The sequence below is a fragment of the Shouchella patagoniensis genome, assembly GCF_002019705.1.
GTDB classification, from domain to species: domain Bacteria; phylum Bacillota; class Bacilli; order Bacillales; family Bacillaceae_D; genus Shouchella; species Shouchella patagoniensis.
Genome location: NZ_KV917377.1, coordinates 1,721,272 through 1,739,600, shown reverse-complemented (window position 1 = coordinate 1,739,600; position 18,329 = coordinate 1,721,272). Strand labels below are relative to the sequence as shown.

Genomic DNA, 18,329 nt, shown 5'->3' with positions numbered 1-18,329 from the left:
CGTTTTTTTATCCTATTTATTGTCTTTTTGTTTTCCGCGAATGCTACGCCAGCCAAGATAAAAATCGACAGATGCGATAAAGGCAAGTATAAATGCGAACACACCCCAGCCACCATTTGCTTCAACTTGAAGAAATGTAAGATAAACAAAAAGGAACCCTAACAGAAAGTACGAAAGTCCAACAAACTTCATTAATTAATCAGTCCAATCAAATGGTGTATAAAAGCGGCTGGTTCCATAAATTGAATTAAATCATCGTACAAAAGTACTTGCACGACAACAACGAAAGAATTTAGTGCTATATGAGAAATGATTGGCACAATAATTCGTTTCGTCTTGACATAAAGAAAGGCAAAAGAGAAACCCATTGCAGCGTAGATTAACAGGTGGGAGAAATCAAAGTGGATGACAGCAAATATCAATGAGCTAATCAATCCAGCAACAAGAAAATTTGTCCGAACATAAATCCAACCGAATATGGCTTTTCTGAACACAAGTTCCTCAATAATTGGGCCAAGTATAGCGATAACAAAAATAAATGGCAGAAACTGATTAGCAAGATCGACTAAATCAGCAGTATTGTCAGATCCAGGTTCAATACCAAATAAGTAAGTCTCAATTAGTCCTGCAAGTACTTGTGTAGCGAATACAAGAAATATACCTAAGATTGACCAGGCAACAGTCTCCAAAGGAGCTGATTTCTCACCAGGAAGACCTCCACCCCTATGCTCATCTTTATAGAGAATGAGTATAATCACTACTAACCCAAGTGAGAAAGTAATCATAGACGAAAGACCGATGTTCATGCCACTTCCTACTTCTATGTCAAACAAGAAAGATAATAAATAGGAAGAACCAAGCGCAAGACCTGTTTGCATAATAATATATGAAATGACAACAAGTAGGTAACGGCTTGTAACCGTTTGACGCATTAAAAGTTTAGCTATGGGTAGAGCAATTAGAATTGTAATAACAGTCGAGAGAGTAATATTCAAAATACTTCCGAACTCAATAGCCAGTATACTATGGATAAAGAGTGAAGTAGCAAATGCAATTCCGATATGCATTACAACAAAAAACAACATTCCAAAGAACAAATAAGGTTTAGTCACAGTCGAACTCCTTTACAATTTTCAATCTACATACATTGTTTCATCATACCATAGTATGTGCACAACTTCAGGGTACAGTACTCGCTCTAAAAAAATCAATTACAATCGACAAAAAAAATAGTGCAACCCCCTTGCAAAAATTCAAGGGAATGATTATCATAGGAGATGTGTTAGCACTCATGTACAGCGAGTGCTAATAAAAACACTACATAGTCTTCAAAGGAGGGTGTTTTCCTTGTTAAAACCATTAGGAGATCGCATCATTATTGAGCAAATCCAATCAGAGGAAAAAACAAAGAGCGGGATTGTACTTCCTGACTCCGCACAAGAAAAGCCGCAAGAAGGCAAAGTAGTTGCTGTCGGTACTGGTCGTGTCACTGATAGCGGCGAAAAAGTAGCACTTGAAGTAAATGAAGGCGATTCAATCATCTTCTCTAAATATGCAGGTACTGAAGTAAAGTATGAAGGTACGGACTATCTTATTCTTCGCGAGAGCGATGTTTTAGCAATTATTGGCTAAGTAAAACGATTAAATCGAACCAACATACAGGAGGCGGATACAATGGCTAAAGATATTAAGTTCAGTGAAGAAGCACGTCGTTCTATGCTTAAAGGTGTAGATACGCTTGCGAATGCAGTAAAAGTAACACTTGGACCAAAAGGACGCAACGTTGTTCTTGAGAAAAAATTTGGTTCACCGCTTATTACAAATGACGGTGTAACAATTGCTAAAGAAATCGAACTTGAAGATGCATTTGAAAACATGGGAGCAAAACTAGTTGCTGAAGTAGCAAGCAAAACGAATGATATTGCTGGTGATGGAACAACTACAGCTACGGTTCTTGCACAAGCAATGATCCGCGAAGGTTTGAAGAATGTCACTTCTGGTGCAAATCCAATGGGTATCCGCAAAGGGATTGAAAAAGCGACTGCAGCTGCAGTGACAGAGCTTAAATCAATCTCTAAACCAATCGAAAGTAAAGATTCAATTGCACAAGTAGCTGCTATCTCTTCAGCTGACGAAGAAGTTGGTCAAATCATTGCTGAAGCAATGGAACGCGTTGGAAATGATGGTGTTATTACAATTGAAGAGTCTAAAGGCTTCTCAACAGAATTAGAAGTTGTAGAAGGCATGCAATTTGACCGTGGCTACGCTTCTCCTTACATGGTATCTGATTCAGATAAAATGGAAGCAGTTCTTGATAACCCGTACATTTTGATTACAGATAAGAAGATCACAAATATTCAAGAAGTTCTTCCTGTCCTTGAGCAAGTTGTACAGCAAAGCCGTCCGATCCTAATTATTGCTGAAGATGTTGAAGGCGAAGCTCTTGCTACACTTGTTGTAAACAAACTTCGTGGCACATTTAATGCTGTTGCTGTCAAAGCACCAGGATTTGGTGATCGTCGTAAAGCAATGCTTGAAGATATTGCGATTTTAACTGGCGGTGAAGTGATTACAGAAGATCTTGGTCTTGATCTTAAGTCAGCTACAATTGATTCTCTTGGACGTGCAAATAAAGTTGTTGTTACGAAAGAGAACACAACAATTGTAGAAGGTGCCGGTCAACCAGACCAAATCTCTGCTCGTGTTGGCCAACTAAAAGGTCAAGTAGAAGAAACTACTTCAGAGTTTGATAAAGAAAAGCTTCAAGAGCGTCTTGCTAAACTTTCTGGTGGTGTTGCAGTTCTTAAAGTAGGTGCAGCGACTGAAACAGAAATGAAAGAGCGCAAACTTCGTATTGAAGATGCTTTAAACTCTACTCGTGCAGCAGTTGAAGAAGGTATTGTTGCTGGTGGTGGTACAGCTCTAATTAATGTCATCAAAGCTGTTCAAGCAGTTGATGCAGTTGGTGATGAAGCGACAGGCGTAAACATTGTTCTTCGTGCATTAGAAGAACCGGTGCGTCAAATTGCTCACAATGCTGGCTTGGAAGGTTCAATCATTGTTGAAAAACTAAAAACTGAAACAGTTGGTATTGGATACAACGCTGCTACAGGCGAGTATGTAAACATGGTTGACACTGGAATCCTTGATCCAGTTAAAGTAACACGTTCAGCTCTTCAAAATGCTGCGAGTGTATCAGCAATGTTCCTAACAACAGAAGCTGTGATCGCAGATAAGCCTGAAGAGAATGCTGGCGGTGCCGGAATGCCTGATATGGGCGGCATGGGCGGTATGGGTGGAATGGGCGGCATGATGTAACATCTGCCCGTGAAGCCTTGATAGAACGGGAATTGTAGGGGTAAAACAGGAGGTAAAAAGCGTCATTGACATACTTTTTACCCTGAAGTCTCATTTCTAACGCTTTGCATGAGGTTGCTGAATTTCTCAGCAGCCTCTTTTTTACGTGATTTTGTAACATTTATATAAACGTCTTTTGTTACAGAACCGTTCTTATGATCAAGCTGATCCATGATCTCCTCTACGAAACGCCCGCTTCCGCAAGTAAGGATTTGTGAGTGTGTCTTAATGAGTGAGGGGTGAGTGATTTATCCAAAACAGCCAGTTTCATTAAATATAAACGGCGATACAGCATTACTATGGATATACGTACATTCAGACGTCTCCTATAACATGGAGAATTATCATTCACACAGAGGAACTAGATAGCTCTTAAGTTCTTTCTTGGATGAAAAAGAAACAACCTGCTAATATAATGACTCATTTTGTTCTAGATGTTATAGATATGACAGAGTTTCGATCCATTCTCCCGGCTAACCCAAAAAAATATGAAGAATATAAAGATAAAATTCCTAAAGGTGTTAGCATAGAAAGTGTAATTAACATAAGTATTACAGAACATTTCCCTTGGGATGATTTATATCTGAAATATATGTTAGAGAGATTATTTCTAATTGGTGATGTCGATAACAAAGAAAAACATAGATTTAATAATCACTTGGAATAAAGGGAGAAGACTGTCTTTCATTTTGAAACTTCAATGGTTTAAATTAAAGGGTATTTGCAGTTTTGAGGTCTAAAACCATAGTAATATGTAAGTATGGGAGAGTACCCAATACGATATTACGTATTCCGCGCTCCATATTTGCAGGCTATTAAGCCTGGTTGAGTAAGCTACAAGTGGAGTGCATACCTATATCATGTACCGTATGGAGGACAAAGCACCTCCTTGCTCCGCTTACCCGGTGTGAAAAACCCTCATATTTCTTTGATTAATTCTTTTCTTGTTCACTTTATATATAGAATCAAATGATAAAGGAGATGAAAAACATGAAAGAATTGAAGTGGAAAAAAGAGGTAACATATTTATTGGAGTATAATGGCGATTCGTTTGAAAAGACCCACTATGTGAATGGTATTGATGGAAGACGTTATCAATCAACCGAGGATCGAATCAATGATATGGTGCCGGGATTAACAACGCTAAAAAGTACTGGAAATGATTTTCAGGTCATCAAGGCAGAGTTGGTTGCTTCTCGGGATATTAATCTAAATGGAGTTGAGTCAACAGAACTTATATACCACTTCCCTGATATCGATTTCTATTTCCATTGTTCATATAGACAAGGTAATTTCTCGTACAGCTACCTCCATTATTAATTTAGTTTGAAGCGTGTATGGCTTAATAGCCGTATACGCTCTTTTTATGATAAACTTTGCGTGAGGGGGAGCTCATGAATGTGGTGCAAAAATTATGACCTTGGTTGGCCGTCGTTGGAATTGGCTTGATAATCGCTAGATTTCTCAATAATTCATCATGGTTAAACATATCTGTCGACTTTATAATAGTGATAACTTTCTCTCTAATAGGAGTAGATGTGATTATGAACAATCAAAAAAATAAATGGATAATAGGTGGTTTTTCGGGTTTTGTATAACGGGCTTATTAGTCGGAGCAATAATTAATTTAACATCAGTATTTTAAAGATCTGTGGTACACGCAGGTCTTTTTATATATATAAAGTTTCAAGCTGTTAGGAGAATGAACATGAAGAATATTAAGCCGACCGAATGCTTGAAGTGATCGTATGGAAAAACACCGGAGAAAACGAAAATACACTGCTTATGGGGTGCGGAGTGTGTAAAAGGAGTGGTGGAAACATCACCACTCCTTTGTATAAAAGTATGAACGTGTAGTTAATGATTATATGTATTTGATAAGATAACTTTAAATCATTTATCTTTTACTTCGTTCTCTTTTAAAACTCCAGCAATTTTTTCTTGTAATAGTGTTTGATAAAATTAAAGTCCTAAAATTCCTCCTAATGTTAGTATTATTGCTAATTCAGGCGAGTTCATATATAATGAATGTAAGTCCTATTTACAAAAATAAGCAAAAAAAATTAACTTTTTTTCCTTAAAATAGGATAATAATTAATTAATAACTCCTATTAAATTGGGTAGAAAAGCCGATATGGGGTATACTCATACGGAAAAGAAGTGGGTAAAGGCTTGGCGTCCATTATCCTTGATCGGTAGAAAATATTACAAGGATCAAGATGGAAACCTTTATCGAAAAGTAGGAAAACGTAAGAGTATATATAAAATAAACCCTGTTTAATACAGGGTTTTTTAAATTGCTCATATTATTCGTTTAAGATAAATTAAACTTTCTGTTTAAAATTGCATTATAATTACAAAATTGTCTTGTAATTACGTTGGGAAAAAAATATTATAAAAAGAAAGGATCTAATCAGGAGGAAATATGAATTACAAGAACGATAAAAATGTGACTCTCATACAGTTGACCCGGGACTTTAAAATAAAACTTGGTAGAGAATTAACGATAAAAGAGAAGGAGTTATTGGTTTGGATCATCGGTAAAATCAATCTTTCTGTTGATTAGTTCATCTTTTAATACTGCAACAAAATCTTCCTGTAAATTTTGATTCTTAGCCTTTACGTATGCTTCTTTTAAAATGGAATCAGGTAACTCTTTTAGCGACATAATGAACCTCCAACACTTCTGTATCTGAATATTTTTACATAATGGAACTATTTTACACTTAAATATTGGGAAAATCAAACAGAATTCATTAACCTCTGTAATTAAACTTTTTTTGCGGGCTTTTTACTTTTATGCTGTAAAGTGTGATAGCGATAATATGTGTCATCCTAAGGGAATAAGTCGTTGTTTTCCCATAATATAAACATTGGAATAACAAAAAAGAGAATAAAATAAAGTATAGGCGTTTTCGCCTATACTTTCTAATTAAGCGTCTGCCACTTTAAATCGAAATCAAGCATATCTAATCGAAGAAAAAATAGTTAATCAATCTCTAAGTGTTCTGCCAGTTGGTGCTTAATATCATTTAAGGAACTTTCATCGATTCGTAAATAACTAATACCGTCTTCTCCTCGGAAAGGTTCTCCTTGCAGCTGGAGTTTATCAAGATTACTAATAGATGACGCATACTGGTGTAAAGAAAGCATGTTACCAAAAGTAAGGTCTGTTCTTAGGTTTTCGCCCAAGCTGTTAAATAGTTCATTGAAATTTTGAATGCTTGAAAAAGATGCTGCTTTATGAAAAATACCTTCAAGAACTTGTTGTTGTCTCTGACCGCGTCCTAAATCACCACCACTATTAGGGCTTTTTCGTTCTCTAGAATATGCTAATGCTTCTTCTCCATTCAAAAGAGATGGACCTTCTTCAAAATGAAGTGTTTCTCCACCCTCAGTGAAATCAAAAGTATATACAACATCGATTTCAATCCCGCCTAGCGCATCAATAACATCGATTAATCCTTGGAATTTGGCAATTGCATAATAATCAATTGGAACCTCAAGGAAGTTTTCAACCGTATCAACGGCCATGTCGATACCACCAAACGCATTTGCATGATTGATTTTATCCATATGCCCTTTCCCTGCAATCTCTACATAAGAATCTCTAGGTATACTTGTGAACAGGATGGACCTTTCCTTTTTGTTAAATGTTGCTAAGAGCATAGCATCAGTGCGAGCAAATTTTTCTCCAGGTCGTGCGTCATCTCCCAGAATTAATAAAGAGAAATTGTCTTTTCCGACATCTACAGGTTCTTCCCTTAAATCAGATTTGTCTCCACGGTTTAAACCACTATAAGTTTCCGATGCTAAGTTACTAGATTTATATAAAAGGTAGGAAGAAGTGGTACCTATTATAAAAATGAGTGCGATTACGAAAGAAATTGTGTATTTGATCCATCGCTTCTTTCTACCTTTTTTTCCTTTTGACATTTGTATAATCCTCCATTAGAAAAAGTATTCCATCACTAAATAATGGTCAGTTGATCAATCAATTATAATGACTATCAATTTGAGCTTCAATACTATCGAGTGTTTGTGTAATTCTTTCGTTTAATCTTAATTTTTCCTTAAGGTTAATAGATATAGTAGATGGTGACTTATTAAACATAGCAATTAAAGGAGGTTATGCGGTAAGGTAGTTGCTTATAAGGACCATTTTGTTTAAACGATCAACAGGAATCGAAAGCATGGTCTTAGCTAAACTTATCCAACAAATTAACTTGAAATCATTCAGAATAATGATTTCAAGTTAATTTGTTGTTATATTCGGGTATAATTGAAATGAATGAAGGAGATGAAACAAATGGATGATGTGCTATTAAGGGAGTTTTGTACGGAGCATATGGCTTTCTTGCAAAATAAGTTAAAAGAGATCTATACAATTGATACACCAGAGTTGTTAAAAGAAGAAGAGGATGGTGAAAAAGTTAATATTAATGAGAAACTTTCCACCTATCGTTTTATGGAAGCTGTTTATGCCAATATTGAGCAAACAGAAGAACAAGAAGGAGAGATCTATGAGCGGTATCAGACTTTACTAGATAATTTGCGATCGAAGAAACAGTATATCAGTGAATTAAAAGACGAAATTGAAAAAAAACATGAAGCGGACATCCGTAATATAAAGATAATGATAAATGCCTTTCATAAAGAAATGTAAAACGCCTGCATCAGTGCAGGCGTTTTACTTATAAATTTATAAGAGATTTAATGGCTTTGTACTGCGGGCTAAATAAATAAATGGTATACCTATGAGGGAAACAATAAACTTCATTATATAGGTAGTGAACGCAATTTCGAGCCAAATATCAAGACTATACACGCCTAAGAAAGCAACCGAACAAAAGATTAGAGTATCAAAAGCTTGTCCGAAAATGCTAGACGCGATATTGCGTAGCCAAAGCATTGTAGGGCTTGGAAAAAGCTTCTTGAAAAAAGCAAAAATGTAAACATTTAAATGATTGCTAATTAAAAAAGCAATTAAGCTACCTGCCGCTATACGCAAGGCGAAATTAAAAATGAATGCTAAGTGCTCTTGTGCTAAATCTTCTGTATGGGGTTCAAAAAATAACACAAGCTGCATGATAATAGTAGAGAGAAATAATGTGGAGAATCCGAGCCAAACTGCTTTTTGTGCAGTTTGTTTACCATACTTTTCATTTAGTAAATCAGTGGCTAAAAAAGTAGTGGCATACATCACATTTCCAAGTGTGACGATTAAGCCAAATAACTCAATGGTTTTAACAACTTGGAGGTTTGCTAAGATAGTGGCAAAACCAATCCAACAAATAATACCAGTTTTACCAAATAGTTTATAAAATAACACAAGAAAGCTAAAATTAATAATAGCAAAGAAAAATGCATAAATTTCAATCGACATATAAAGTTCCCCTTTAGTTTTGGTAGCGCAGGAAGGTTTCGAACTGCGTATTGTTCCGTATGAAACTTTATCATATAGTGTGTTATAAGTACAGAAGTCTGTTATTCTTGCTTAAACTGATCGGATTGGATAAGCAATAAAGTTTTAACTAAAAGAAAGATGGCAGCAGCGTAGAGTAGAGTGTGCAATGCATTTTCATGATTCAAAATGATGAAACGGATAATAGCAGTAATGCCAATATAAATAAAGTAGCGAAGTGGGAATTGACCATTTTGCTCAAAGTATTTCACAATTAAAGCAATAAATTCAAAGTATAAAAAGTATATCAATATGCCATCAACTAGCAAATAGTAAGAGAAACGGTTTGTTTCTAAAATAACTAATTGAAATAAATAAACAGTTTTTTTGACAAGTAACATGGTTAATAGTGTTAGGAGCCCAATTAGGGCAATTGATAGGATGGATTGAATGAGAGTGGTAATTACTTTCAATAGAATCGCCTCTTTAGTCACTAGTACAATCATTCTATGAAATCATAAAAGGTATTTATGACCAATTAACAGTGAGAGGGGATAAAAGGATGATATGGGTAATTATTGGCGCGCTTATCCTTTGCGTACTTGGGCTTGTTGCGACACTTTTTTTTATATCAAAAGGCGATGAAGGGTATTCTTCAGAAAAAAGTATGGGGAATTTAACATTGCTTTATACAATCTTAGTTCCAATTTCTGTTGTAGTTGTTATTGCTGTAGCATTTCTTTTTATGTGAAAAACGAGTCCCCATAGATATGCGGACTCGCTTTTAGGTGCTATGTTCTTATTTTATGGGTTCGGAAATGAATTGAATTAACACGTCATTAAACTTTTTGTGTTCATCATGAAAAAGACTGTGCCCACTCTCTTCAAAGGGAATGATGGTTGCGTCTTCTATGCCCGCTTCCATTTGTTTTGCTAAATCATATGGGCATATTTCATCGTTTCGCCCGTGCATAATGACGGTTAATACCATAATCGTTTTTAAGTCTTCCCGTAGATCAGCGTCTCGTAGCGTGCGTGCACTTCCGATTGTCGCATGTGGTCCTGCCTCCATTCCAAGACTATGGAACCAAGCATTAAATGCATTACTTGGTTTTTTACCAAAAAACATGGCTCCAAAATCTTCAAGCATTTGAGCACGATCCGCGTATGCACCGTCGATTAAGTCATCAACATTTTCTTTTGGCATGCCGTACTCAAAATCGCTTCTCTCTGTAAACACGGGTCCAGCAGCTCCCATTAATGCTAAACGAGCAACTCCTTTTCCTCCATGTTTAGCCATATAGCGTATGGCGATTGCTCCTCCCATTGAAAACCCGCATAAGACAGCATCTTTTAATTCTAAAGTATCAAAAATAACTCGAAGGTCATCTGCCATTTGATCGTAGTCATAGCCATGAGCTGGTTTATCTGATTGACCATAACCACGTAAATCAACTCCGATAAAACGGAACCCAAGTTCAGGAAGTGTATTCATTTGATGTTCGAACATTTTATGGTTAACGGGCCAACCATGTAAAAAGACGACAGGTTGTCCACTACCAATATCTTCTACATAAATTTTCGTACCGTGTTCTACTTCTATAGAGTGTGCCATAGTGAAAGACTCCTTTTAGTTTTGTATATGTATCTAAGTTCCTGCATTTATTGTTTGTAAACGTTGAGATTTTTTATTAAAAGCATGTGTTCAATTGACATCGTTTACTCATGTTTTAGTAGAAAGTTTTATCGAGAAGTTAATAGATCTTGTGGCTCGCTCACTATACACATAAATGGGCAGCTGTGCATAGGCTACTAGCGACTAAGGAGGCGTTGAGATGGCAATGTTAACGGGCGCTGCCTATTTAAAACGAATAGGGAAACTACAAAGTGAAATTTGGATGGATGGGGAACGGGTGTCAGAGTCTTATGTGAAGCATCCTTTTTTTAAACCAGTTCTACAAACAAAGGCACGTTTGTATGATATGGTGCATGAGGAAAAGTACGCTTCTATACTTCAATCAGAATCGAAGGAGACAAATTTCTCGTTCGAAATTCCACGTTCAATGAGTGATTTAGTAAAACGTAGAAAGGCAACGCAGGTTTGGGCAAGTGAAACACTTGGTGTACTTGGAAGATCTCCTGATTATGTGAATACGATGATTGCCGTATTGGCAGGTGCCAAGGCTTTTTTTGCAGAAGCTGGCATAGAATATGGGGAAAATATTGAGCAGATTTATAAGAATGCAATAAAAAATGATTTAACATTCACTCATACTTTTGTGAATCCATCGATAAGCAGAAAACCTTTTTATCCAGATGGTCAAGGGCAAGAACAACCAGTAGCTGCTAAAATTATTGAAGAAAACGAGCAAGGAATAATAGTAGACGGGGCAAGACTTTTGGCAACTCAAGGTGGGGTCACTGATGAACTGCTTGTCATACCGTCTGCAGCTTTCATTGATAGTGACTACTTATTTGGATGTACGATACCGTCAGATACGAAAGGTTTATCATTTGTTAACCGACCATCCTATAAACAGTTGAATCGGTATGATTATCCATTATCTTCTCAATTTGAGGAAGGCGATGCGATTGTTGTTTTTGATCATGTCCTTATTCCTTGGGAGAGAGTTTTCTTATATCGAAATGAATGGCAAATGAATGATCTCTTTGTCAAGACTGGTGTAGAAGCTTTTTTATTGTTCCAAGCTACTAATCGTCAAATTTCAAAAACAGAATGGCTTCTTGGTGTTGCACAATCATTAGTGAATACACTTGATATTGAAAAGCACCAGCATGTGCAAGGGAAAATTGCAGAAATCATTATAGTATTAGAGGCGATGCGAGGGTTCGTCTACTCTGCTGAAGCGCAAGCGAAATTAAATGATTATGAAATAATGGTGCCAGCGCTTTCTCCATTAAAAGCAGCTGCATCATATTATCAAGCAAACTATTCCCGTTTAGTAGAAATTGTCCAACTTCTTGGAGCAAGTCACTTTATAGCAGCTCCAAGTGAGAAGGACTTCGCTTCACCTATTGCTGTGCAGCTTGAAAGATTTGTGCGCGGGGAATACACGAGTGCAAAAGAGAAATTCCGATTAATTCAACTCGCTCGCGATTTAACGATAACGGAATTTGGTACTAGACAATTGTTATATGAACGATATTTTTATGGAGATCCAGTTCGAGTACTTTCTTCTCTTAATCAATTATTTCATGATGAGAAGAGTGAATATGCCAAGCGGGTAGCAGCGTTTTTGCAAAGTACTGCTGCATTAGAAGATTAAAAGAAGCCCAAGTTGAAGTGGGCCTCTTTTTATAACTTATAACCTAGGATGACGAAAATCTCCATTTTTACCGCCTGTTTTTTCAACTAAGAGTGTCTCCTCTATGACCATTGATTTATCAACAGCTTTGCACATATCATAAAAAGTCAAAGCGGCAGCCGAAACAGCGGTAAGTGCCTCCATCTCAACACCGGTATTGCTTTTAACAGTAACGGTTGCTTCAATTAAAAGCATATAATCGTCACCAGTTTCTTCATAAGAAAACTGTAAGTCGGTGCCTTGAATCGTAATAGGATGACACATTGGGATCCATTCTGCCGTTTTTTTTGCAGCCATAATTCCAGCAATTTGCGCTACAGAAAGTGGGTCTCCTTTTTTTAACTCTTGCGCATGAATCGCGTCATATAATGTTTTTGACAATCGAACTCGTGATTGAGCAGTGGCAGTACGTGCTGTTTCTTCTTTTGCAGAAACATTAACCATCTGTGCACGTCCTTGATTGTTATAATGGGAAAAACCAGTCATCTCATTCTCTCCAGTCTGTTTGGTGATTAATATTAATAAAGTAACGTGAATCGTCGGCAAAGGGTACAGTTCGTGTTTCTGCTTGCTCATAAAGAACGCTCATTTTCCGAGTTGTTGGTAACAACGTTTTTATTAAAGGTAGGCAACGTTGGTGGTACAAAGCATGTAACGGTTGAAGCCTTCCTAAATGCTCAGGTAAAAGAATATCACTGTTCTCATGAGCAGTTGCTGTGTTCATTAAATACTTTACCATACTAGCATTAATTTCCGGTAAATCACCTGCTAGTACTTGAAAACGACTGAATCCACTTGTACTTAATCTAGTCATCCCTTCATAAAGTGCGTACAATGGGCCTTCAAATGGCGTTTGTTCGCAAATAATTGGTATATCATGAAAATGAGAGGCTAAATCTTTATTTGTAATAACATACACATCATCAATACCGGCTTCGCGCATAGCACGGACACTTTTCATGAACAGAGGCTCGTTCTTATATGTTTCAAACAATTTCTGTTTGCCATAGCGTGACGAACGACCACCAGCAAGTAATAGACCAGCCGTTTTCATTTGCGCAGTTCTCCGATAAAATGAGGCAGAAGTGGTAGAATTAGTTTATTCATCGCTAAAGAGACGGCATTGGACGAGCCTGGTAAAGCAAAGATGGCTGTATCACCAATTGAGCCTGCGATCGCATTTCCAAGTAATCCTCTTGTTCCTACTTCTGTGAAGCTCTGTTGTCTAAATTGCTCTCCAAAACCATGCATTTCTTTTTCAAGCATGTTAGCAACCGTGTTATAGGTAATGTCACGTTTGCTCATTCCAGTTCCTCCGTTACATATAATGGCATCAATACTCGATTTTTCTACCCATTCTTGTATGACAGATGACAATAACTGAGCATCATCTGTTATAATTTTATAGGCTGTAATTTCATGATTGATTTCAAGTAATGTTTTTATAAGCTGTCCGCTTTTATCATCCGATTTGGTTCGGGTATCGGACAGGGTTAGAATAGCGGTGCGTACTTTGTCAGGATCATTAATATGATGCATCAGGTTTTGTCCTCCGCTCTAAGTATGCTAAAATGATGGGGAATTTCTCTCTCACACACTCTATTTTAAGGGAGTAGGAAGGAGTCGTAAAGTGACGAACCAAGAAGTTCATGATCGCCTATCGCGGCCTTTGCGAGATTTGCGCATTTCGATTATGGATCGATGCAATTTTCGTTGCTCTTACTGCATGCCAAAAGAAGTATTTGGCAAGAATTATGTATTCATGAAAGAAGATGAATTATTATCGTTTGAGGAAATTATTCGTACAGCGGATCAATTTGCTCGGTTGGGCGTTAATAAATTGCGTATTACTGGTGGAGAGCCGTTGTTGAGAAAGAATGTTAGTGAGCTAATCGAGCAGCTCCATCAAATAAATGGAATTGATGATGTTGCATTGACAACAAATGGAGTTATGTTACCTAAGCTTGCTGAATCACTAAAAGTAGCAGGCTTAAAAAGGGTGAATGTTAGCTTAGATGCGCTTGATACGACAGTTTTTCAGGAAATGAGTGGTCGGAATACGACTGCAGAAGTTGTTCTTCACGGAATTGAGTCTGCACTAAAGGCAGGTCTTGGTGTGAAGGTTAATATGGTTGTCAAACGAGGAATGAATGAGCAAGAAGTTATCCCTATGGCACGCCGCTGCAAAGAACTAGGCATTACTCTCCGTTTTATAGAATTTATGGATGTTGGACAAACAAACGGGTGGGATTATTCAAAAGTTGTTTCAAAAAAAGAACTCCATAACCTTGTTTCGGAAATAGCTCCACTTGAAGCATTGGAAGAAAGTTATTTTGGAGAAGTCGCTTCTAGGTATAAGTATAAAGATTCTACTGTTGAAGTAGGCTTTATCTCTTCCGTTACGGAAACATTTTGTGGTACCTGTACAAGAGCTAGACTTTCAGCTGATGGCAAAATTTTCACCTGTCTATTTTCTGAAACAGGAACTGATTTGAAAGCGGATTTACGTTCAGGTATTAGTGATGACAAACTGCGTGAGAAAATCGAGAATGTATGGTCGAGTCGTACAGATCGTTATTCGGAGTTACGAACGGCAGAAACAGCGAAAAACCGAAAAAAAATAGAAATGTCTTATATTGGCGGATGAATGAAGCTGATAATAGGTGAAAGTTTGCCCGCGTCAAAGTTTTTTGAGGCGGGTTTTCTGAATCCTAATGAAAAGTAGGAGTCGCATGATTGTTCTTAAGGTGGAGGGATTTAATTGGTAGAACGAAGAAAACCGATTCAAATTGGAGAAGCTGTTTCCCTTGTGATGGGATACAAGTTGAAAAGGCAGAAAGAAAGTGTTCCACTCATACAAAGCAGTGGTCGCTTTTTAGCAGAAAATATTGTTGCGGATCACGATGTCCCACCATTTGACCGATCTCCTTATGATGGGTATGCAATACGAGCGGATGATACAAAAGATGCTTCGCGGGAAAACCCAGCGAAGTTTGTAGTGGTTGGAGAGATAGGCGCAGGTACGGTTTATGAACATGTTGTTAGTCCTGGAGAAGCAGTGCGTATTATGACCGGTGCAAAAATACCAGCAGGGTGTGACGCAGTTGTTATGCTTGAAATTGTTAGAGAGACAAAGCAAGGGGAAATAGAGCTCGTTCGGAAGATTAATCCAAATGACAACATTTCTTTTCAAGGGGAAGATACGAAGAAGAGCACTCTAATTACTAGTGAGGGAACGTATATTCATCCTGGAATTGTGGCTCAATTGGCGACTTTTGGTTATGCATCTGTCGCTACCGCTAAAAAACCTCGAGTTGGTATTTTAGCGACAGGTAGTGAATTGTTGGAAGTAAATCAGCCCCTCAGTCCCGGTAAGATTCGTAATAGCAATGCATATATGGTTGCCGCACAAGTTATCCGTGCTGGTGCTGAACCAGTTATGTATGGACAAGTACCTGATGACTTAGACGAATGTGTTAACGTTATTTCTACAATGTTAAATGAAGTAGATGTGTTAGTGACTACTGGTGGAGCTTCTGTAGGTGACTATGATCTCGTTCCAGGAATTATTGAGCGTTTTCAAGCAGAGTTATTGTTTAACAAGGTAGCGATGAGACCCGGTAGTGTCACAACCGCAGCAGTAATTGAAGGTAAGGTATTTTTTGGTCTGTCTGGAAACCCCGGAGCGTGCTTTGTAGGCTTTGAATTATTTGTAAGACCCTTAATTAAACAAGCACTTTTTGCAAATAACATACATTTAGAAAAAAGCAAAGGCCGCTTGGGTGTAGATTTTCCAAAGCCAAACCCTTTTACCAGACTCGTACGTGGACGATTGGAAGAAGAAGATGGAACGCATATGGTTTATCCTTCTGGTCTGGATAAGTCGGGCTCGGTTGGTTCCCTTGCTGAAGCAGATCTCTTTATTGTCTTGCCTGGTGGAACGAGAGGGTACGAGCAAGGAATGGAAGTGGACTTGTTGTTGCTAGAAAGTCAAAAAGGAAGTGACTCGCCTTGGGTAAAGTCTTCCAAGTAATAGGCTATAAGAATTCTGGTAAAACAACATTAGTGGAAGAACTTATTCAATTATTAATAGAAGATGGGCTTCGGGTGGCTACATTAAAGCATCATGGACATGGGGGAATTCCTCTAGGTAGTACGGATAGCGATCGCTTTTCGAGCGCTGGAGCTATTTCATCAATTGTAGAAGGAGATGGGGTCATTAAGTTAGTTGCTCAAAAGAAAAATTGGGCGCTTAATGAGTTAGTGCAAAAGCAATTCATTCTGTCTTCACCTGATATTATCTTAGTAGAAGGTTGGAAAAATAATGAAGCTTACGGAAAAGTTGTCTTGTTAAGAGGCGAGGCAGATTTGCCACTTTTGCAGTTGACAAATGTTCGATGTGCCATATCAATAGAAAAGTTGGAACTGCATAAAACAGGTGTTCCAATTTTTAATCGAAGTGATAAAAAGGCGTATCAAACATTTATTCGAAAGTACATACAAGAAAGTGAGAGTGAAATTCATGTATCATTTAACAAAAGAGCCGATTAATGTGCAGCCAATTATTAATCAAGTAACTGATCGGAATTGTGGTGCCATTGCTACTTTTATAGGGACTGTGCGAGAGCTCACAGCGGGAAAAAAAACTCTCCGACTTGAGTATCATGCCTATGAAGATATGGCCGTAAAGATGCTTGAGCGTATCGGCAATGAAGTTGAGCAGAAATGGGAAGGCTCGAAAGTTGCGATTACTCATAGGCTTGGAATGTTAGAGATTAGTGATATTGCCATCGTAATTGCGGTTAGTTCACCACACCGAAAGGCGGCTTATGAAGGAAACGCTTATGCGATGGAACGTATAAAGGAAATGGTCCCTATTTGGAAAAAAGAGTTTTGGGAAGATGGAAGTGAGTGGGTTGGAGACCAATTGGAGAAAACCCCTTACAAAGGAGGACAACCGTCATGATTACGGTGCTGTTTTTTGCAGGTTTAGAAGAGAAGGCGGGAGTTTCAAAGGTAGAAGTGGATTTCAGTGGCAAGACAATTAAAGACCTGAAAAGTTGGGCTGAATCGACATACAACTTAGGGGAAGGAACTTTGGAACATATGTTAACCGCGGTAAATGAAGAGTTTGCATATGATCGTGATCAAATTCATCCAAATGATACAGTAGCATTTATTCCCCCTGTAAGTGGAGGGTAAGAGTCGCTGTTTACTGATTGTAGAGAAAATAAAAGCCTCTGATATAAAACTCAGAGGCTTTTTGCAATTAAAGTTGGTTAGATGGTCAACATCTATCAACGTGTATGCCGGGAAGGAGAAAATAGGAGAGTTGGTAATTGTAAAAAGGGTTGTTGACTGTCCATTTTTATGGACGTTTCAATAAGTTAAAAAGCAGATCACTGTAGCTGCTTTTTTATTAACTACTTTTATCATTGAAGTCTTCTTCTTGATACTCTGTATTGGTGTAACTGATTGTAAAGTATAGGCCACCAACAAAGATTGCCCCACCAATAATGTTTCCAAGCGTAACTGGGATTAGGTTATTGAAGAAGCCGCTAATAGTTACCATTTCAGAACCACCGTGCATAAGAGCTATTCCTAAAATGGACATGTTGGCCACACTATGTTCAAAACTTGACGCAATAAAAGCGAATATCAATACAAAGATTAAAAAAAGCTTAGCAATGTCTCCTTCGGCTCTCAAAGAGGTCCAAATTGCTAAACAAACGATCCAGTTACATAAAATACCTCGAAAAAACAATTCCATTGCTGGAGCGTTCATTTTATCAGCAGCCAAAGTCATCATATAGTCATCTGAACCCACTCCGGCAAATATGCCAGACATAAAAACAAGACCTGCAAGTAACAAGGCACCAATTAAATTACCAATGTAGCTCCAAACCCAAATGAGTAGCGTATGTTTCCACTTTGTTACTTTCGATAATGAACTGACAGTGAAAATTAAATTGTTCCCAGTAAATAATTCCGAACCTGCCCAGAGAACAAGAGCCAGTGCTATACCAAATGTTGCCCCAGTCATGATCGTTAAAAACGGTGATCCGGCCTCATCAAGTGGTTGTCCTACTGCGAACAAGACAAGCGAGCCAACACCTACGTATGCACCTGCCAAGATGGCAGCGAGCAAATAACGCAATGGAGACTTCTGTAGGAGTCCATATTTTCCTTTTGCTTGTTTATTCAGCGTATGAAGAGTGTCTCTGTACAATGAATGATCCCTC

At 37.7% G+C, this 18,329-nt stretch carries 24 protein-coding genes; 12 read left to right on the top strand and 12 right to left on the bottom strand.

The features are described from left to right. Positions 1–12: 12 nt before the first annotated feature. Both BK584_RS09335 and BK584_RS09330 read right to left on the bottom strand, forming a co-directional pair. Entirely contained in the window at positions 13–192 is a 180-nt protein-coding gene (locus BK584_RS09335; protein ID WP_078392363.1) for a DUF4305 domain-containing protein, read from the bottom strand. Further along, a complete protein-coding gene (locus BK584_RS09330; protein ID WP_245808827.1) occupies positions 192–1,112 on the bottom strand; it encodes a CPBP family intramembrane glutamic endopeptidase in 921 nt (306 codons plus the stop codon). The genes BK584_RS09335 and BK584_RS09330 overlap by 1 nt, the downstream gene beginning before the upstream one ends. A 235-nt stretch (positions 1,113–1,347) precedes the next feature. Between BK584_RS09330 and groES the strand changes: the two genes are divergently transcribed. Then, positions 1,348–1,632, top strand: a complete 285-nt coding sequence (gene groES, locus BK584_RS09325) for a co-chaperone GroES (RefSeq protein ID WP_054705302.1) — start codon at positions 1,348–1,350, stop codon at positions 1,630–1,632. 42 nt (positions 1,633–1,674) lie between these two features. Continuing rightward, a complete protein-coding gene (gene groL / locus BK584_RS09320) occupies positions 1,675–3,318 on the top strand; it encodes a chaperonin GroEL (protein ID WP_078392362.1) in 1,644 nt (547 codons plus the stop codon). A gap of 77 nt (positions 3,319–3,395) precedes the next feature. Here the strand turns inward: groL and BK584_RS25350 are convergent, their stop codons facing one another. Next, positions 3,396–3,530 (bottom strand): hypothetical protein, encoded by a 135-nt coding sequence (locus tag BK584_RS25350; protein ID WP_281255745.1) that lies wholly within the window; start codon positions 3,528–3,530, stop codon positions 3,396–3,398. A gap of 215 nt (positions 3,531–3,745) precedes the next feature. Here BK584_RS25350 and BK584_RS09310 point away from each other — a divergent pair, with 215 nt between their 5' ends. Continuing rightward, positions 3,746–4,024: a hypothetical protein gene (locus tag BK584_RS09310; RefSeq protein ID WP_078392361.1), complete on the top strand. Its 279-nt coding sequence runs from the start codon at positions 3,746–3,748 to the stop codon at positions 4,022–4,024. A gap of 323 nt (positions 4,025–4,347) precedes the next feature. Beyond that, complete coding sequence (locus BK584_RS09305; RefSeq protein ID WP_078392360.1) at positions 4,348–4,677, top strand: hypothetical protein; 330 nt, start codon at positions 4,348–4,350, stop codon at positions 4,675–4,677. A gap of 1,201 nt (positions 4,678–5,878) precedes the next feature. On the opposite strand, the gene sda is transcribed toward BK584_RS09305, so the two are convergent. Together sda and BK584_RS09295 are read right to left on the bottom strand one after the other, a co-directional pair. After that, complete coding sequence (sda, locus tag BK584_RS09300; RefSeq protein ID WP_078392359.1) at positions 5,879–6,025, bottom strand: sporulation histidine kinase inhibitor Sda; 147 nt, start codon at positions 6,023–6,025, stop codon at positions 5,879–5,881. A gap of 320 nt (positions 6,026–6,345) precedes the next feature. Further along, positions 6,346–7,293: an LCP family glycopolymer transferase gene (locus tag BK584_RS09295; protein ID WP_078392358.1), complete on the bottom strand. Its 948-nt coding sequence runs from the start codon at positions 7,291–7,293 to the stop codon at positions 6,346–6,348. A 373-nt stretch (positions 7,294–7,666) separates the two neighbouring features. Between BK584_RS09295 and BK584_RS09290 the strand changes: the two genes are divergently transcribed. Continuing rightward, a complete protein-coding gene (locus BK584_RS09290) occupies positions 7,667–8,023 on the top strand; it encodes a hypothetical protein (RefSeq protein ID WP_078392357.1) in 357 nt (118 codons plus the stop codon). Positions 8,024–8,059: 36 nt separating this feature from the next. On the opposite strand, the gene BK584_RS09285 is transcribed toward BK584_RS09290, so the two are convergent. Both BK584_RS09285 and BK584_RS09280 read right to left on the bottom strand, forming a co-directional pair. Continuing rightward, positions 8,060–8,743 carry a queuosine precursor transporter gene (locus BK584_RS09285; protein WP_078392356.1) on the bottom strand — a complete coding sequence of 228 codons (684 nt, stop codon included), beginning with the start codon at positions 8,741–8,743 and terminating at the stop codon, positions 8,060–8,062. 101 nt (positions 8,744–8,844) lie between these two features. Beyond that, a complete protein-coding gene (locus BK584_RS09280) occupies positions 8,845–9,234 on the bottom strand; it encodes a phosphate-starvation-inducible protein PsiE (RefSeq protein WP_437182735.1) in 390 nt (129 codons plus the stop codon). A gap of 89 nt (positions 9,235–9,323) precedes the next feature. On the opposite strand from BK584_RS09280, the gene BK584_RS09275 reads away from it, so the two are divergent. Further along, positions 9,324–9,512 (top strand): hypothetical protein, encoded by a 189-nt coding sequence (locus BK584_RS09275; RefSeq protein WP_078392354.1) that lies wholly within the window; start codon positions 9,324–9,326, stop codon positions 9,510–9,512. A gap of 48 nt (positions 9,513–9,560) precedes the next feature. Here the strand turns inward: BK584_RS09275 and BK584_RS09270 are convergent, their stop codons facing one another. Next, on the bottom strand, positions 9,561–10,376 hold the full coding sequence (locus BK584_RS09270) for an alpha/beta fold hydrolase (RefSeq protein ID WP_078392353.1): 816 nt from the start codon (positions 10,374–10,376) through the stop codon (positions 9,561–9,563). A gap of 220 nt (positions 10,377–10,596) precedes the next feature. Between BK584_RS09270 and BK584_RS09265 the strand changes: the two genes are divergently transcribed. Further along, a complete protein-coding gene (locus BK584_RS09265) occupies positions 10,597–12,048 on the top strand; it encodes a 4-hydroxyphenylacetate 3-hydroxylase family protein (RefSeq protein ID WP_078392352.1) in 1,452 nt (483 codons plus the stop codon). Between the two features lie 36 nt (positions 12,049–12,084). On the opposite strand, the gene moaC is transcribed toward BK584_RS09265, so the two are convergent. Genes moaC through BK584_RS09250 form a run of 3 tightly spaced genes read right to left on the bottom strand, consistent with a single transcriptional unit; the run spans position 12,085 to position 13,626 of the window. Beyond that, a complete protein-coding gene (gene moaC / locus BK584_RS09260; RefSeq protein ID WP_078392351.1) occupies positions 12,085–12,573 on the bottom strand; it encodes a cyclic pyranopterin monophosphate synthase MoaC in 489 nt (162 codons plus the stop codon). A 1-nt stretch (position 12,574) separates the two neighbouring features. Continuing rightward, the gene (gene mobA, locus BK584_RS09255) at positions 12,575–13,141 is read right to left on the bottom strand and encodes a molybdenum cofactor guanylyltransferase (RefSeq protein WP_078392350.1); all 567 of its coding nucleotides are present in this window, start codon (positions 13,139–13,141) and stop codon (positions 12,575–12,577) included. Then, on the bottom strand, positions 13,138–13,626 hold the full coding sequence (locus BK584_RS09250) for a MogA/MoaB family molybdenum cofactor biosynthesis protein (protein ID WP_078392349.1): 489 nt from the start codon (positions 13,624–13,626) through the stop codon (positions 13,138–13,140). Before BK584_RS09250 ends, mobA begins: the two co-directional genes overlap by 4 nt. Positions 13,627–13,717: 91 nt before the next feature. Here BK584_RS09250 and moaA point away from each other — a divergent pair, with 91 nt between their 5' ends. The 5 genes from moaA to moaD all read left to right on the top strand — a co-directional run bounded on the left by moaA (position 13,718) and on the right by moaD (position 17,289). Then, a complete protein-coding gene (gene moaA, locus BK584_RS09245; RefSeq protein WP_078392348.1) occupies positions 13,718–14,734 on the top strand; it encodes a GTP 3',8-cyclase MoaA in 1,017 nt (338 codons plus the stop codon). 114 nt (positions 14,735–14,848) lie between these two features. Continuing rightward, positions 14,849–16,120 carry a molybdopterin molybdotransferase MoeA gene (locus tag BK584_RS09240; RefSeq protein ID WP_139365639.1) on the top strand — a complete coding sequence of 424 codons (1,272 nt, stop codon included), beginning with the start codon at positions 14,849–14,851 and terminating at the stop codon, positions 16,118–16,120. Beyond that, positions 16,099–16,638, top strand: a complete 540-nt coding sequence (mobB, locus tag BK584_RS09235) for a molybdopterin-guanine dinucleotide biosynthesis protein B (RefSeq protein ID WP_078392347.1) — start codon at positions 16,099–16,101, stop codon at positions 16,636–16,638. The genes BK584_RS09240 and mobB overlap by 22 nt, the downstream gene beginning before the upstream one ends. Then, a complete protein-coding gene (locus BK584_RS09230) occupies positions 16,610–17,053 on the top strand; it encodes a molybdenum cofactor biosynthesis protein MoaE (RefSeq protein WP_078392346.1) in 444 nt (147 codons plus the stop codon). Before mobB ends, BK584_RS09230 begins: the two co-directional genes overlap by 29 nt. Next, on the top strand, positions 17,050–17,289 hold the full coding sequence (gene moaD, locus BK584_RS09225; RefSeq protein WP_078392345.1) for a molybdopterin converting factor subunit 1: 240 nt from the start codon (positions 17,050–17,052) through the stop codon (positions 17,287–17,289). The genes BK584_RS09230 and moaD overlap by 4 nt, the downstream gene beginning before the upstream one ends. 217 nt (positions 17,290–17,506) lie before the next feature. Here moaD and BK584_RS09220 read toward each other — a convergent pair whose 3' ends face one another. Beyond that, positions 17,507–18,316, bottom strand: a complete 810-nt coding sequence (locus tag BK584_RS09220; protein ID WP_078392344.1) for a formate/nitrite transporter family protein — start codon at positions 18,314–18,316, stop codon at positions 17,507–17,509. Between the last annotated feature and the right edge of the window lie 13 nt (positions 18,317–18,329).

What these genes read in the sequence shown, in the direction of transcription:
- BK584_RS09335 (WP_078392363.1), bottom strand. Translation starts at nt 192, where the DNA reads ATGAAGTTTGTTGGACTTTCGTACTTTCTGTTAGGGTTCCTTTTTGTT.
- groL (WP_078392362.1), top strand. Translation starts at nt 1,675, where the DNA reads ATGGCTAAAGATATTAAGTTCAGTGAAGAAGCACGTCGTTCTATGCTT.
- BK584_RS25350 (WP_281255745.1), bottom strand. Translation starts at nt 3,530, where the DNA reads ATGGATCAGCTTGATCATAAGAACGGTTCTGTAACAAAAGACGTTTAT.
- BK584_RS09310 (WP_078392361.1), top strand. Translation starts at nt 3,746, where the DNA reads ATGAAAAAGAAACAACCTGCTAATATAATGACTCATTTTGTTCTAGAT.
- BK584_RS09305 (WP_078392360.1), top strand. Translation starts at nt 4,348, where the DNA reads ATGAAAGAATTGAAGTGGAAAAAAGAGGTAACATATTTATTGGAGTAT.
- sda (WP_078392359.1), bottom strand. Translation starts at nt 6,025, where the DNA reads ATGTCGCTAAAAGAGTTACCTGATTCCATTTTAAAAGAAGCATACGTA.
- BK584_RS09295 (WP_078392358.1), bottom strand. Translation starts at nt 7,293, where the DNA reads ATGTCAAAAGGAAAAAAAGGTAGAAAGAAGCGATGGATCAAATACACA.
- BK584_RS09290 (WP_078392357.1), top strand. Translation starts at nt 7,667, where the DNA reads ATGGATGATGTGCTATTAAGGGAGTTTTGTACGGAGCATATGGCTTTC.
- BK584_RS09285 (WP_078392356.1), bottom strand. Translation starts at nt 8,743, where the DNA reads ATGTCGATTGAAATTTATGCATTTTTCTTTGCTATTATTAATTTTAGC.
- BK584_RS09275 (WP_078392354.1), top strand. Translation starts at nt 9,324, where the DNA reads ATGATATGGGTAATTATTGGCGCGCTTATCCTTTGCGTACTTGGGCTT.
- BK584_RS09270 (WP_078392353.1), bottom strand. Translation starts at nt 10,376, where the DNA reads ATGGCACACTCTATAGAAGTAGAACACGGTACGAAAATTTATGTAGAA.
- BK584_RS09265 (WP_078392352.1), top strand. Translation starts at nt 10,597, where the DNA reads ATGGCAATGTTAACGGGCGCTGCCTATTTAAAACGAATAGGGAAACTA.
- moaC (WP_078392351.1), bottom strand. Translation starts at nt 12,573, where the DNA reads ATGACTGGTTTTTCCCATTATAACAATCAAGGACGTGCACAGATGGTT.
- mobA (WP_078392350.1), bottom strand. Translation starts at nt 13,141, where the DNA reads ATGAAAACGGCTGGTCTATTACTTGCTGGTGGTCGTTCGTCACGCTAT.
- BK584_RS09250 (WP_078392349.1), bottom strand. Translation starts at nt 13,626, where the DNA reads ATGCATCATATTAATGATCCTGACAAAGTACGCACCGCTATTCTAACC.
- BK584_RS09230 (WP_078392346.1), top strand. Translation starts at nt 16,610, where the DNA reads ATGTATCATTTAACAAAAGAGCCGATTAATGTGCAGCCAATTATTAAT.
- moaD (WP_078392345.1), top strand. Translation starts at nt 17,050, where the DNA reads ATGATTACGGTGCTGTTTTTTGCAGGTTTAGAAGAGAAGGCGGGAGTT.